Source organism: Bacteroides sp. D2 (assembly GCF_025147085.1).
Classification (GTDB): domain Bacteria; phylum Bacteroidota; class Bacteroidia; order Bacteroidales; family Bacteroidaceae; genus Bacteroides.
In genome coordinates, this window is the sequence record NZ_CP102261.1 from 6,330,914 (window position 1) to 6,346,910 (window position 15,997).

The following is a 15,997-nucleotide window of genomic DNA, read 5'->3' on the forward strand; positions in this document are numbered from 1 at the left end:
AAGACCTGAGCAAATAATCCGTGCCTAAAAATTTTAATATACTGCAAGTTTCATTACTTACTTAACCATTGACTTTTTTATAGTCTTCCAGAAACTTCTTCAATCCCGAATCCGTCAACGGATGATTCAATAAACCCTTGATAGCACTCAACGGACAAGTAGCAACGTCTGCTCCCACTTCCACACATTCGATAATATGTTTCGTATTGCGGATAGAAGCAGCGAGCACTTGTGTCTTGTAATCATAGGTACGATACATACGTACAATATCTCCCACAAGCCCTACTCCATCTTCACAAATATCGTCCAGACGACCGACAAAAGGCGAAACATAGGTAGCTCCGGCTTTAGCTGCCAGTAATGCCTGTCCTACTGAAAAGACTAATGTACAGTTAGTACGGATTCCCTTTTCCGTGAAATGTTTGATCGCTTTAATGCCATCGGCAATACAGGGGACTTTTACTACAATATGCGGATTGAGCGCGGCAAGTTCTTCACCTTCACGAATCATTCCTTCATAATCGGTTGCTATCACTTCGGCACTGACATCTCCGTTGACAATCTTACATATCTTGATATAATGTTCACGCTGATTCTGCGTTCCTTTGATACCTTCTTTCGCCATCAGCGAAGGGTTGGTAGTCACTCCGTCAAGTACTCCGAGGTCATAAGCCTCCTGAATTTGCTCCAAATTAGCTGTGTCAATAAAAAATTTCATACTCTTAATTTTTAATAGTTAACGATCTAATAGTCAAAGATAATAATTTATTTCCATTCATCTCTGATTATGCAATCGTTATTGACGAATCAAGATATACATCCTGAATAGTATTCAATAATTCCACCCCTTCGTTCATTGGTTTCTGGAACGCTTTACGTCCGCTAATCAATCCCATACCTCCTGCACGTTTGTTGACTACAGCTGTAATGACTGCATCACGCAAATCGGAAGAACCGTGAGATTCTCCACCGGAGTTAATCAAACCAACGCGTCCCATATAGCCGTTGGCTACCTGGTAGCGGCAAAGGTCAATCGGATGTTCGGAAGCAAGTTCGGTATACATACGCTCGTCGATCTTTCCGAAACCGATAGCTTTGAAGCCACCATTATTAGTCGGAAGTTTCTGTTTCACAATATCAGCTTTGATAGTCACTCCCAAACGGTCGGCCTGTCCTGTCAGGTCGGCGGCAGCATGATAATCGACAGCACCTTTCTTGAAATCATTATTGCGCAGGTAACACCAAAGAATGGTTGCCATCCCCAGTTCGTGAGCATATTCAAAAGCTTCGGCTATCTCCACGAGCTGACGGCGACTCTGTTCCGAACCGAAATAGATAGTGGCGCCTACCGCTACTGCTCCCATATTCCAGGCTTCTTTAACGGTACCAAACAATACTTGGTCGAAACTGTTAGGATAAGAAAGTAATTCATTGTGATTCAACTTAACGATAAAAGGTATTTTATGGGCATATTTACGTGCTACGGATCCAAGAATCCCAAAGGTAGAAGCTACTCCATTACAGCCTCCTTCAATAGCCAGTTTTACGATATTTTCCGGATCGAAATAGATCGGATTGGGGGCAAACGATGCTCCGGCAGTATGTTCGATGTCCTGATCGACAGGAAGTATAGACACATAACCGGTATTTGCCAGGCGGCCATGTCCCAACAACGTTTGCAGACTGTTCAATACTCTGATGCTCCGGTCCGAATCAATCCAGATTTTATCTATTGTATCGGGAGACGGAACATGAATCAATGATTTATCAATGGTTTCGCAAGTGTGGTCCAGGTAATAACAGGCCTTATCTCTTAATAATTCTACTACTTTACTCATAACTTCTTTTTTTAATGTGTAACTTTTCTATTTTTTCTTTCCCTGATTGGCTACTGCTTCCATCAGTTTTTTGATCTCTTCCGGGTTTCCCAGGAAATAGTCATTAGCAACGTTCAGGTTTTCATCAAACTCAAATACGTAAGGCACAGCCGTAGGTAGATTCAGCTTGACAATATCTTCATCGGAGATGTTTTTTAGATGCTTGATGATGCCTCTCAAACTATTGCCATGAGCGACCACCAACAGCGTATGAGCTGTTTTCAGACTAGGAAATATATCACTTTCCCAATAAGGCATAATACGTTCAATGGTATCTTTCAACGATTCAGTACGAGGCAACTCCGCATCGGGTACTTCATGATAACGGTAATCAAAACGGGGATTTCTCAAATCACTTTCTGAAAGAGGATGGGGAGCTATATCATAGCTACGACGCCACACTAGCACTTGTTCTTCTCCATATTTCTCGGCAGTCTCGGCTTTATTCAATCCCTGCAATTCACCATAATGCTTTTCATTCAAGCGCCAGCTTTTCTCTACAGGTATCCAGTCCAGATTCATCTTATCGAGAACACAGTTCAAGGTTTTCACCGCACGCTTCAAATAGGAAGTATAAGCCTTATCAAAATTGAAACCATATTCTTTCAATGTCTCTCCGGCTTTTTCAGCTTCGGCAACTCCCTTTTCTGTCAGATCTACATCTGTCCAGCCCGTAAAACGATTTTCTTTATTCCATGCACTCTCTCCGTGACGAAGTAATACTATCTTTTTCATTTCTAAAATTCTCCTTTCTTCTTTTTATATATACAACAGATTGTTTCTTCACAAAGTTCACTAGAAAATAAATAGTTGTCAATACCCAGAAATAATGATTCTTTCTACAAAGAAGCGGGATGCAGTAATCAGGGATATAAAAAAATACCCTCCTCTAATTCTAAGCTTGCATTATGGATGATGATTCATCAAAGCAAGGTTATCATTAGAGAAGAGTAAGTCTGTAAAAGTAAAAAGAGAGAGTTTATATATACAAGAAAATCTGTTCTACTTTTCTATTTTTTTCTATTCTTCGTTTTCCTCAAAGCTATTTATCAGAAGACCGCGTATCAGCATCTTTTCCATAATATCCTTCTTTTATTTTCTGAACGTTGCGCAGCAATGCCGCATAATGCCGGTAATTGAGATCTCCCTCCTTAGAAGCAGCAAGTTGCTCTTTTACTGACTCTTCAATCTTATCTAAATGCTGTTCTACAAAAAGCTGAATATCAGAACGGCTGATTGCCAGATTTGCATTGGCACCATCTTTGCTACTAGGTTTAATCATTCCTTCGACAAACCCCAGATAAGTCCGGTGCAACTGACGGCGGAAATTATTCTCCAGTTCATTGGGATCATTCAACGGTTTCCATATTGCAGTAAATACATCGTTCAAATAATCATCGAGTGCATACGATTCCGAAGAACACAATGAGGTTGAGTAAATATTATACAACATTCCCGGTGCAAGTAGCAAAGCTACAACAGAGCTTTGGCGGTCACGAATCTCATCCACCGGTTTGACTCCGGTACGACTCACCACTTCATCAGGGTAGAGCCAGAGTGGAGCTACAAACAAATTGCGTCCCAACCATTCAACAGCTTCTTTCTGCAAACTGCGTGGCAGATAATCATGCACTTTGAGATCCGGCAAATTATTGGTATAGCGTCCTCCTATGTTCTTCTGCACTTGCAGGGTATACTTCAGATGTTGGGCACGAACCGAATTATAAATGGTGGTTAAGTCAGTGTACTCTCCGTCAGGCTGTGCTGTCCAGGTCAGTATGTTTTCCATCACTCTTTTCAGGTTCTTTATACCATATTCATTGGCTTTCATATTATTGTCGCCCAAGTCCTCACTCTGGCTACGGGGATCAAATCCCTTTCCTTCATCACCAACAAACCACAAGCGATGATCTCCCCGCAGTTTTTTGGTTACTTCGGCACGTAATACGTCTTTTTCTTTATAAGGATCCTTAAATTCCGGACGATAGCGATATCCCCATTGGATAGCCCATTTGTCATAAACACCGATACGAGGGAACAATCCTTTTTCGGAAATCCGATCTTCCGGTTGGGCTACATAATTAAACCGCGCATAATCCATGATTGATACCGTATGACCATTGGCTTCTACCCAAGCTTTATCACGCAGTTTCTCTACCGGAGTAGCCGAACTGGCTGCCATATTGTGCCGTAAGCCGATACTATGCCCCACTTCATGTGAAGAGACAAACTGAATCAGACTGCCCATTAATTTGTCGTCAAAAGTCATCGTGCGTGCGCGCTTATCCAGTGGCCCGCACTGCACCATATACCACTTTTTGAGTAAGTTCATTACGTTGTGATACCAACAAATATGACTTTCCATAATTTCTCCACTACGCGGATCGACAATACGCGGACCGTAAGCATTCTCCGTTTCGGAGGGTAGATAACGTATCACACTATAACGCGCATCGTCCAAACTCATATTGGGATCGTTCGGCCATTCTTTAGCTATTATAGCGTTCTTGAATCCGGCAGCTTCAAATGCTGTATTCCAGTCTTCGACACCTGCTTTAAGATAAGGTATCCACTTCTTCGGTGTTGCCGGATCAATGTAGTAGATAATGGGATTTTTCGGTTCGGAGAGTTGTCCCCGACGGTAACGTTCCGGATCTTTCGGTTCCAACCGATAGCGCTGGATGATGGCTCCACGATCGGTAGTCTGCTGGTCGTCCGAAAATTCGGTCAACGAGTTTTGGAAAAATCCCACCCGGTCATCGGCAAACCGTGGCTGCATCGGTTCTTTGGGTAACATCACGATGCTTGTATTCAGTTTCACAGTCACCGAACCAGTCTGTGCAGCCGGTAGTCTACCAGCACTAATACTATAAGTACGCAAAGTCACTGTCTCCACGTTGATAGGATAGGTTTTTATCGTATCCATAAATGTGCGGTCCTGGGCTAAAGTACCGATGCCAAGAATGGAACGGTCGCTTGAGGTAAAGCCACACAATTTATTATCACCTAAAAAAAGTTTTGATACATCAATGAGCTGTGCCTGAGTCTCCGGATTTCTACCGATTACATCAAACTTATAGATTACAGGATCTACAGTCGATTGTTTCAATGCCTCGGCAATGTTATCACCCGGACGGGCAAACTGTGATTGCACATATTCGCGTAAAAAGAGAGTCTTATCATCATGCTGTTCCCAATAAACAACACTCCGGTTCACCTCTTCTCCGCTAAGCATTTTGAAACCCTGTGGCACTGCTTTAAACCGGGTCACAGCCAACAACAACCGTCCTAAAAGAGTATCCGGCACTTCAAAATACCAGTTATCTTTGATGTGGCGTACCGTAAACATACCCTCACATTCACTTCCTCCATCTTTCAACAGTTTTTCATAAGCCGTTACTTTCTTAACAGTGTCTTTCTTGACCGTATCTTCCTGTGCTACCAGTTTCTTCTTTCCACTTTCCAGAAGAGATATACCACTGGCACGAGCTCCCACACCTTGCAAGGACAGGAACGCCAACACAGCCATCATCAAAATCTTTCGCATAGTTTTCTCTTTATTTTTTTCATTCGTTAGTGTTCATTGTCAGGTTCGGATTTTTTTCACGGGCAGCCAACGGGAATGGAATGATATACAACCGTGAATCCGGCTTCAACGTATATGTCTTTTTCTCGACATCCGTAGATACCAGCGGGAAAGTACGGGTGATTGTCTTTGCGTAATCAGCTTCCGTATTGTATCGTTTCAAATCCCAGAAGCGACTAAATCCGGAGATTAACTCCTTACGGCGCTCATCAATGATTGCCTGCACCATCGCACGTTCGGTAGCAGGTTCCGGCAATACAGCTTCGGCTCCCTTGATTCGTTTTTCACGCAACTGATTCAATGTTTGGACAGCTCCCGGTATATCTTTCAGCCGTGCTTTCGCTTCTGCCAGAATCAGGTAAACTTCGGCAGTACGCATTCCCACAGACATAGGCTGAAACTTAGAATAAGTAATCGAAGTATTCCACAAAGCAGCTCCTGAACCTTCGTCAAAGTAGTATATACTGTTGTCACTCGTTTTAAAGAATTGGTTCAAACGTTCATCATTCTGCCCGAAAAGTTGTACCATCTCCGGGCTAAGCATACCATAACAAAAGGCCAAAACTTCAGTAGGACCACCCATATAAGCATAGTTCAGCACTTCCGGGTTACCGCCTTTGGCATAAGTAGTAACCTTAGTCGGACCTCCTTTAGCTCCCAAATCAATATAATCAATCAGGGTATTATTCAACTTCAATGATTCTTCGGCAGCTTCTTTTGCTTTTTTCCAATCTCGATGGAACAGATAAACACGGGCAGCCAACGCATATCCAAAAGCTTTTGACGGATGATATACATTCACCGGCTCTTCCTGTAAATAAGGAAGCGCTTCTTCTATATCCTTAATAATAAAATCGTATACTTGAGCAACCGTAGATTTGGTTGGAGTAGCCTCCAAATCATATTTATCAATGATAGCAACTCCACCGTCAGTGGCTGCAGTTTCCGGATTATATGCTTTCGCAAATGTATTTATCAGAATAAAGTGATCCCAGGCACGCATGATCTTTGCTTCCGCTTTTGCCAATTCCTTAACATCTTTATCACCCAGACTAGCATCAACCAATGAAATTACGATATTTGACCGTAGGATATATGTATAACAATTTTCATATAAATTGTTATCACTTAGCTCTTTCCGGTTAGCTGCCTCATTAAAAGTCATGTTAATACCATCCCATGAAATAAATTCATTACCTATGATATTCGATTCTTTCGACCAGACATTATCGCTCAACAAGGCAAAAGCTGCCGGATGGTAGGCCCGGTTGGGCAGGGCTATCAATTCATAATAAGTATCAGTAGAATCCACCGTTTTCTTGCCTGTAGGAGTAATATCCACATAGTCTTCACAGGCTGCAAAACCCAATATGAGAATAACTGGCAATATATAAAGTAATTTACGCATATCTTATATCTTTTAAATGGTTAGAAACTTGTTGATAATCCGATGGAGTAAGTCTTAGGAGAAGCGATGCCACGTGTACCGTCATTCATTCCATAGCTTTCCGGATCAATATCACTTCCTGCCTTACACCAGGTAAACAGATTATTTACCTGCACTTTCACTTTCAGAGAAGAGAGGCGGAGGTACTGGCAAACCATAAACGGCAAGTTATATCCTACACTCAAACTACGCAATTTCACATAACCTGCATCTTTCACATTGATGTCACCAAATTGCCACCAATCCTGGAAAGTTGTTGCATAAGTTTTTACCTGTGCCGGTATATCGAGGTACATACGTACCTGTGCATTCGAATCATCCGCAGTCCAACGGTTGGCAATTCCTTTCAAGGTTTGAGTACCTAACTGGTCATCCATTTTTAATACACTGTTACGCAGTTTATTACCACCAGCATACACAAAGAATGCATTCAAATCAAAATTCTTATAGTTGAATCTTAACCCTACTGACCCGCTGAATTTCGGAGTCAGCGAACCAAGGTTCACCAAGTCATCAGTACCTTTGAGCGAAGAACCAGAAGTGATACTGGCTACCGTACCATCTTCATTGAATTTCACCAGATCATTTCCATCTTTGTCCACTGCTACCGGATATCCATTCTCCATACGATCTATACGGTAAGCCCATAACGTATTATAACTAGTACCTTCCATAAAATAGTTCAGCGGACTCTTTATAAAGAGGCTCGCATTGTCGGATTCACTATGATCCACCTTCAACATTTTGTTCTTATTATGGTCAAAGTTAAAATCTACAGCGAAGTTCCAGTCTTTCTTACGTATGATATTGGCTGAAAGGGAAAGCTCTACACCACGATTACGCATCTCACCATTATTTACTACACGTGAGCCAGCTCCTAAAGTCGGATCCATATATCGGCGTACCAACAAATCAGATGAGTGACGATTATAATACTCCAGAGTTCCACTTATCAGATTCTTGAAAAGACGGAAATCTAATCCTATATTGTAAGTAGCCGTTTTCTCCCAGCGAAGCTTCGGATTCGGCAGATCATCATCCTCGTAAGTCAAATAAGTCGTTTTGATGGGATTGCTCTGTGTTTTTTTCTTTACAACAAAATAGGTAGTCGAAGCTTGATCTACATTACCGTTAATACCGTACGTCATACGTAGTTTAAGGTAATCCAGCCAGGAAATCTCTTTCATGAATGATTCTTCCGACAGAATCCAAGACGCACCGACTGACCACAAAGGATGGCGCTGATTACGTATATCGAGCCCGAACAAATCGGCTTGATCCCAACGAATACTTCCGGAAAGATTATAACGTGACAGATAAGAGTATCCTGCATTTGCATAAAAAGACGCATAACGATGGCGTGACTCGTGCAAAGTAGCAGACAGCCCCGATAAAGTAATCGTTCTGTCAGAAAGAGCACTGGTTCCTACACCGTCACGATAGGCTTGCCAATTCATAAAATCAGAAGTTAATGTCTGCGGATCGTAGCCATACAACAATTGGCGGGCAGGTGTCGGAATCTTATTTTCACGAAATTCCAGACCGGCAATGGCAGTTACTGCATGGTCCTTCCAAGTTTTATCAAAGTCTATTTGGTTTCGTACCGTGTAACGCTTACTTTCAACTTCTGTCTGAGAAAAACGTCCCCCTTGCGGCAATTGTGCTTTTCCATTTGTATCAACCATACTGTTATGTAGCATACGCATTGCATAAGTATTTTCCGACTCAAATAGTTCACTCTTACCTTTATTCCATTCATATTGATACATGAAGTTGTATTTGAACATTTTCAGGAAACGAGCCTGTAAACTTACAAACGGACGAATACTAACATCATGTGACTTTGTTATGCTTTCCTCCAATGCATCAAGTACATTGAAACCAAACGTTCTATAAGGTGAGACACCTTCAGCTTTTCTTACAACACTCCCATTATAGGAAGGATATGCACCTACATTCACATAAGGAGAAGTATAATGGTTACCGTCGGCATCCAATATCCGCTCATATCGTTGTTGCAGGGTATAGCTGGTATAACTGCTATTCGGAGTATGACTACGTCCCATACGTACGTCCACTCCGGCATTCAGATTCAACCAGTTTGTGACCGCATAATTCGATTTATAGTACAAAGAAATTTTATTGCTTTTACCGCTAATAACGCGCTGACTATCCTTTTCATAATTGAAAGAAAGGAAATGATTGCTATTTCCGGCTTTCTGTGATACAGTTACATTATAGCGCTGGGTTATAGCCGTACGCCAAGCATTATCACGATATTCCTTATAATAATCATTATTACGCCATTGTCCCAACGTAGCATTTACTTCACTACTGGTAATATCTCCATTGGCCTGATCCAGATAGAGTTGGAACAAGGGATTATAATAATTGTACTGAAAAGAAGATAAAAAATTCGCCGCACTTCCTTTTTCCGCTACATTAGCATCAAAAACAGCTGTTTGATAATCAATAATATCACTTGTTGAAGCTAAGTTCAAGCTCTTGAAACTTGGTTTGGTAGTGATAAACCAGTCTGCATTAATACTCACGTGCGCACCTTCTTTCTGAGCTTGTTTCGTGGTCACTACAATAACACCATTGGCTGCCAAAGCACCATAAATACTAGCAGCGGCAGCATCTTTCAAGACTGTGATACTTTCCACATTATAAGGATTTATCTCGCTCAAGCTTAAATTGGTTGGCATATCGTCCACAACGATCAGCGGATTTGTTCCTACGTCATCCGAGAACGTACCTACTCCACGAAGAATAGGACTCATATCACCCGTATTCGGATTAATATTCATACGCAAACCTGCTATCTGCCCTTCCAGAGATGAGGCCAGGTCACTGTGCATCTGTCTGTTCAGTTGTTCGGAATCAACGAAACCGAAAGCTGCAGTAGAACGTTCACGGCTAATACGCTGATAGCCCGTCACCACAACATCCCCCAATTGTTGCTTGTCCTCATGCATTATCACCCGGACATTGTTACGGTCTTTAACAGAAACCTTTTCCGACTGCATACCGACGAAAGACACTTCTAATGTATGTACATCTACCGGAACTTTACAAGTAAAGTTTCCCTCTGCATCTGCAATAGCACCAAAAGGACTATTGAGCACTTTGATATTTGCTCCCGGCAAAGGATTACCACCCTCATCCACTACCTGTCCCCCAACATTTCTGAACTTACCTGAAGCAGTTGTCGAAGTAGCTTTCACTTTACGGACAGTGATGAAATTTTGTTTCACATCATACTCAAAAGGCTTTCCTTCCAGAATCTTCTGAAGTGCTGCAAAAGGAGCCATCTGATATATACTCACAGTTACACGATAGGGTGCAACGTCTTCACTGGGAAAATTCACCTTATAACCAGATACATTGCTGAACTGTTTCAAGGCTGAACCGAGCGGTTCGTTTTTCATCTCTAAAGAAATCTGCCTGTTTTCTGCATTCTGCGCCCATCCTTGCAAGTTTGTTGCTGTAAATACCAGCAATAGAAAGGCAGTTTTCATCCACACAAGCTTTCTTTTAATTCTTTTTTCTAATAATGTAATTTGTTGCTTTTTCATAAGAGTTGTATTTGTATAGTTAAATCTGCTTGATTGTAATGGTCCCGTCCTGATAGTCCACCTGCACTTTCTCCAACTTATTCAGCAGTTCCAATGCTTCATCCAAATGGGTATTTTTATTAGCCCAGAAGTTCAACCTGATATGGTACAGTTCGCACCGCTCAAAATCGATATTCACATTATACCATCTTCCCAAAGCACCCATGATTTCTTCCAACGGCACATCCTCAAAGTAGAACATTCCCTCTGTCCAGGCTGTATATGTAGCGATATTCACTTCTGATACTTTTTCCTCTCCGGTTTCCGTATAGGTCAAATCCTGTCCCGGACGTAATGTTACCGACTTATTGTTAGCTGTGTTTGTGACCTGCACCTTACCATTCACCAAAGTTACATGACGATCTTCAACACTATAGGAACGCACGTTGAATTTAGTTCCCAGCACCATGGTATTCATGCCATTAGCACATACAATAAACGGATGTTCGGCATCTTTTGCCACTTCAAAGCAAGCCTCCCCTTCTAGTTCCACACGTCGTTCTTTTCCATTAAATGCCACAGGGTAGCGCAAACGACTTTCAGCATTGAGCCATACCTTAGTCCCATCAGCCAGTACCAGCAGAAAATCTTTTCCACGTGGTGTAGTCAAAGTCTGACAGCATACAGTGTCTGCCGAGACAGTTTTCCAGTCTTTCACATCCATCACACTGTCTGTCAACAACTGCTGTTCACTACGACCATCCATTTGTAGGACCACATGTTCATCATTGTTGTTCGCAGCAAAAAAACGTATCGGCTGTTCTACAGGTAAAGAAGTGGAAGGAAGCAAAGAAGGAATCAGAAAAGCCAGTATCAAGACAGCTGCAGCAGAAGAAGCAATTGCCAAGATACGCATTTTCTTTCTGTACTTGCGTTTCCGTTGCAGATTCTCACGTATCACAGCTTCCTTACAAGCCATTAATTCCAAGAAAAGTTCTTTATTTTCAGGTATACCTATCCACTGAAGAAATTCATCAGTTTCTCTTAATTGTGGATGTTGTATGGCACGAAGTGCATAATCTAATTTTTTATCTGAATGGTCTATCATAGTGTCAATAGTTTCATTAAACACGTAAAGGTTACTGAAACTGATGACACCCCGATAGGATTTTTTTTAAAAAAAGATGGTTAATTGTTTTCGGAGTATCTTTAAAGCTCTGGCAATGTGCGTTCTAACGGTATTATCACTAATACGTAACTTTTCACTGATTTCCGCACATTTCTTTTCATTTAAGAAGAATTCTTCCACTACGGTTCGCATTTGTGGAGCCATCTGGCGAATGCTCTCCTGCATCCGGTTTATCTTGTCTTCATACTCACGGTATTCTTTCACAGTCCAGCCACTGTAAAGTTCTTCCAGATATCTTTCCGCATTTTTATGCACCACGTTCTGATGACGTATTTGGTCAATACAACGATTTCGCACCATGACGAAGAATAACGGCAGCAGATCCTCTTCCGTTGTCAACCGTTCGCTGCTCTCAAGCACCGAACAAAAGACATCGTTCACCACATCTTTTGCGCTTTCCTCATCATTCAGCAGATTATATGCATGAATATAGAGTTTTTGCCAATGTTCCCTGTATATAACAGTTATAGCATTTTGACTATTATTCATGTATTTATAGTTACTTTTTGCGTTTCATAGAGCGCAAAGATAACCAATTGGAGCAAAAAACATTCTATTTATTAAAAAAGATTATAATTCATATAAATACATTTGTTGTTATAGACATATTCTATTCCCATCGTCTGACTCTTAATATTTTGACACTATGTTTCTCTCCAGAAAGATACGATTCACAACTATATCCGGCCGTTTCCATTCATCTGGACGTTGATTTAATCTTCGCTTTATCTTTACGCGTACAGAATGCTTCGATTACTTTTTTTACACGAAGATAATTTATTGATACTCTGCTCATATATGCCCATTTTCTTTGTAATACATACTTTCCTTGTGATACAATCATACTATCTTTTACTTTTTTAAGGTGGAATTCAACAAAAATGATTATTTTTACGAGCAAATTATTGTCTAACTACCTGATAATACAGACATACCTTGAAAATAAACGAACAAAACGAAAGCGAATTCCTACAAAAGCTTATGAACAAAGCGAATATAGGATGGTGGGAAGCTGACTTGAAAGCAGAGACTTACAAGTGTTCGGAACTTATCTCCCAACTACTCGGAATAGGAGAAGACGGGCTCATCAGTTTCGAAGATTTCAACAAGCGTATTCTAAAAGAAGATCAGGGATACGCAACTTTTCCGTCTTTTGACAAAGTACAACAGACTGTAGAAGAAATATACTTGTTTGATACTCCCAAAGGTCATGTATGGATTCGTAGCAAGGCATGCTTCCAGGAAACAGACGAAAATGGTAACACCAAAGTATATGGAATTGCCGAAACCCAAGAGGGAATTCATATAGCATCTGCACACCAGGCTCTACAAAATAGCGAGCGGATCCTTCATAATATATATAAGAATCTTCCGGTAGGCATCGAATTATATGATAAGGACGGTCAAATGGTCGACCTGAATAAAAAAGATATGGAAATGTTCCGTATTTCCAATAAAGAAGATATTTTGGGAGTCAACATTTTCGAGAATCCTATATTGCCGGAAGAGATAAAACAGAAAATAAAAGACAATGAGAACGCAGATTTTACATTCCGGTACGACTTTTCCAAAATCAACAAATATTATCAGCCTAACAGTACAACCGGTTTCATTGACTTAACAACCAAAGTCACCACTCTATACGATCACAATCACGAACCTATCAACTACCTCTTAATTAATGTAGACAAGACCGAAGATACAATTGCTTATAATAAGATTCAGGAATTCGAGAGTTTTTTCGACCTGGTAGGAGATTATGCCAAAGTAGGTTACGCGCACTTCGATGCTTTGAGTCGGGATGGGTATGCTTTGAGAAGCTGGTACAGGAATGTAGGTGAAGAAGAGGGTACCCCATTGCCGGAAATCATCGGCATTCATTCCCATTTCCATCCAGAAGATCGGGCTGTGATGATCGACTTCCTGGATAAAGTGATAAAAGGAGAAAGTTCCAAGCTATCCCGCGATGTCCGGATTCGCAGAGCAGATGGAAATTACACTTGGACACGGGTTAACGTATTAGTAAGGAATTACCAGCCCCAGGACAATATCATCGAAATGCTGTGTATCAACTTTGATATTACCGAACTGAAAGAGACAGAGCGGATGCTGATTGGCGCCAAAGAGAAAGCTGAAGAAGCCGACCGGCTAAAATCTGCTTTTCTTGCGAATATGAGTCATGAGATACGTACCCCGCTCAATGCGATAGTAGGCTTTTCCAGTTTGCTTGAGGAAGCGGAGGATGCAGAAGAAAAACATCTGTATGCAACGATTATTGAAGAAAACAACAAGCTCTTGTTACAACTGATCTCGGATATTCTTGACTTGTCAAAGATTGAGGCAGGGACTTTCGACATTATCCCGGAACAAGTGGATGCACAACAACTTTGCAACGAACTGCTACAATCTATGCAGGTAAGGGCTACAGAGCAAGTAGAGATTCTCTTAGCACCGGAACTGCCCGAGCTTACTTTTACCAGCGACAAAAACAGGTTGTATCAGGTATTGCTGAATTTTGTAACGAATGCTCTGAAATTTACTTCCGAGGGCAGTATTGTTATTGATTACCGAATCAACGGAAATGAAGTCAGATTCTCGGTTCAAGATACGGGAATGGGCATCGAACCGGAAAAGCAGGAAGCTATCTTTACCCGATTCGTGAAATTGAATAATTTTATTGCCGGCACAGGGCTGGGACTCCCTATCTGTCAAAGTATCGTCACACAGTTAGGCGGCAAAATCGGAGTGGAATCAGAACCGGGGAAAGGTTCTTGTTTCTGGTTTACGCATCCGATTAACTAAAATCTAAATTCAAAATAAATATCAGAAAACAATGTTTACCGGTTTCTCTTTAAGAAAATACGATCTGTTATAGTGTTGGGAAGTTCCGATTCATAATGTGTCACCATAATCATCGTCTTATCTTTGCGTCGGCAGAAAGCCTCAATCACTTTCTTTACCCGTCGACGATTATAAGTATCCAAGCCATGAAGCGGTTCATCCAGAATCAGCAGTTCCGGGTCTTTGACGAAAGCTCTTGCCAACAAGGACAAACGTTGTTCTCCACTGGATAGTTGCAGGAATGGTTTATCTTTCAAATCTGCAATGCCAAATATATCCATCCACCACTCACAGATAGCCATCTGTTCCGGTTGAGGACGTTTATACAGACCGATACTGTCATGCAAACCACTGGCTACAATCTCAATAGCGGGCAGATTTTTAAGATAAGCACGGTGCATCTCCGGACTTACGTAACCAATATGTTTCTTGATTTCCCAAATACTTTCTCCCGTCCCTCTTTTCCGTCCGAAGAGACTGATGTCACAGGCATACGATTGCGGATTGTCTGCACAGACAAGGCTCAACAGAGTCGATTTCCCAGCACCGTTCTCACCACTCAACGCCCACTTCTCACCACGACGGACTGTCCAGTCCAGTTCTTTCAGAATAGTTCGGTCGCCATAACGGATACTGACCTTATTAAGTTTTACTACTTCCTCCGAATCGTAATTGTTGCCATCAGATGGCAAATCTATAATCCGTTGCTGCAAATCATCCAAAGAGGTAACCACATCTCTACTGCAGAAAGCTTCCAGATAGGCTTCACGTTCCATTTTAGGAAAGACCTCCATTTTGTCCACAGGAATGACATGAGTGATGAATGAAGGTATATCATCGAGCATGGAAAGTACCAGAATGATCTGTACGGAAGACATTTTTGTCAGACGTTCGAGCAAAGAAAACAACAGTTCACGTGTAGGAGCATCCAGTCCGATAAACGGATTATCCATAATCAACACTCGGGGAGCAGTCAACAGGGTTTTGGTTAGCTGGAATTTACGTAATTCACCGCTGGAAAGGAGAATGATTTTCTTGTCGAGCAACGGTTCGATACGGAAGAGTTCAAACAGTTCGCGTTGTAGTTGCTCGTCTTTGATTTCTCCCAACATCTCACGAACATCGGGAGCTTCATCCTGATCGTGAGCATTCCAACGCTGCTGGTAGTAGTAATTGGCATCGGCAGCTCCGTAGGTATCACGGAAAGCAATGTATTTCACATTATCATAAAGAGTCTGGGTGGCAGAGGGGGAAAAATCATATTGTACGGTTCCTTCACGCAATGGATATTTTCCGATCAGGGTATCTACAAAAAGACTTTTACCGCCACCATTGGGACCTACAATAGCTATGTGTTCATTCGCTCCGATAGTTGCCGTGATGGGTTTGGCTAAACGCACAAGCGGGTTGCGTGCTACGCCCCCCGCCATGCAGAATGTATTTTGGTTCATATTCTTTTATTCTGTTTTATTATTGCCCGCAAAGGTAACAATTTTATCA

At 41.6% G+C, this 15,997-nt stretch carries 10 protein-coding genes; 1 reads left to right on the forward strand and 9 read right to left on the reverse strand.

Translation table 11 applies throughout. The features are described from left to right. Positions 1-61 precede the first annotated feature (61 nt). The 8 genes from fsa to NQ505_RS24060 all read right to left on the reverse strand — a co-directional run bounded on the left by fsa (position 62) and on the right by NQ505_RS24060 (position 12,145). Positions 62-718: a fructose-6-phosphate aldolase gene (gene fsa / locus NQ505_RS24025; RefSeq protein ID WP_004300824.1), complete on the reverse strand. Its 657-nt coding sequence runs from the start codon at positions 716-718 to the stop codon at positions 62-64. A 67-nt stretch (positions 719-785) separates the two neighbouring features. Beyond that, the gene (locus NQ505_RS24030; protein WP_004300825.1) at positions 786-1,838 is read right to left on the reverse strand and encodes a class I fructose-bisphosphate aldolase; all 1,053 of its coding nucleotides are present in this window, start codon (positions 1,836-1,838) and stop codon (positions 786-788) included. A 27-nt stretch (positions 1,839-1,865) separates the two neighbouring features. Beyond that, on the reverse strand, positions 1,866-2,612 hold the full coding sequence (gpmA, locus tag NQ505_RS24035) for a 2,3-diphosphoglycerate-dependent phosphoglycerate mutase (protein ID WP_004300826.1): 747 nt from the start codon (positions 2,610-2,612) through the stop codon (positions 1,866-1,868). A 307-nt stretch (positions 2,613-2,919) separates the two neighbouring features. Continuing rightward, complete coding sequence (locus NQ505_RS24040; protein ID WP_008999840.1) at positions 2,920-5,424, reverse strand: zinc-dependent metalloprotease; 2,505 nt, start codon at positions 5,422-5,424, stop codon at positions 2,920-2,922. A 19-nt stretch (positions 5,425-5,443) separates the two neighbouring features. Continuing rightward, the gene (locus NQ505_RS24045; RefSeq protein ID WP_008999839.1) at positions 5,444-6,871 is read right to left on the reverse strand and encodes a RagB/SusD family nutrient uptake outer membrane protein; all 1,428 of its coding nucleotides are present in this window, start codon (positions 6,869-6,871) and stop codon (positions 5,444-5,446) included. A gap of 20 nt (positions 6,872-6,891) precedes the next feature. After that, a complete protein-coding gene (locus NQ505_RS24050) occupies positions 6,892-10,488 on the reverse strand; it encodes a SusC/RagA family TonB-linked outer membrane protein (RefSeq protein ID WP_032853680.1) in 3,597 nt (1,198 codons plus the stop codon). A gap of 19 nt (positions 10,489-10,507) precedes the next feature. Further along, positions 10,508-11,575, reverse strand: a complete 1,068-nt coding sequence (locus NQ505_RS24055) for a FecR family protein (RefSeq protein WP_008999837.1) — start codon at positions 11,573-11,575, stop codon at positions 10,508-10,510. A gap of 66 nt (positions 11,576-11,641) precedes the next feature. After that, the gene (locus tag NQ505_RS24060) at positions 11,642-12,145 is read right to left on the reverse strand and encodes an RNA polymerase sigma factor (protein WP_008999836.1); all 504 of its coding nucleotides are present in this window, start codon (positions 12,143-12,145) and stop codon (positions 11,642-11,644) included. A gap of 492 nt (positions 12,146-12,637) precedes the next feature. On the opposite strand from NQ505_RS24060, the gene NQ505_RS24065 reads away from it, so the two are divergent. Beyond that, the gene (locus tag NQ505_RS24065; protein ID WP_004311422.1) at positions 12,638-14,458 is read left to right on the forward strand and encodes a PAS domain-containing sensor histidine kinase; all 1,821 of its coding nucleotides are present in this window, start codon (positions 12,638-12,640) and stop codon (positions 14,456-14,458) included. Positions 14,459-14,493: 35 nt separating this feature from the next. On the opposite strand, the gene NQ505_RS24070 is transcribed toward NQ505_RS24065, so the two are convergent. Next, positions 14,494-15,948: an ATP-binding cassette domain-containing protein gene (locus NQ505_RS24070; RefSeq protein ID WP_008999835.1), complete on the reverse strand. Its 1,455-nt coding sequence runs from the start codon at positions 15,946-15,948 to the stop codon at positions 14,494-14,496. Positions 15,949-15,997 lie beyond the last annotated feature (49 nt).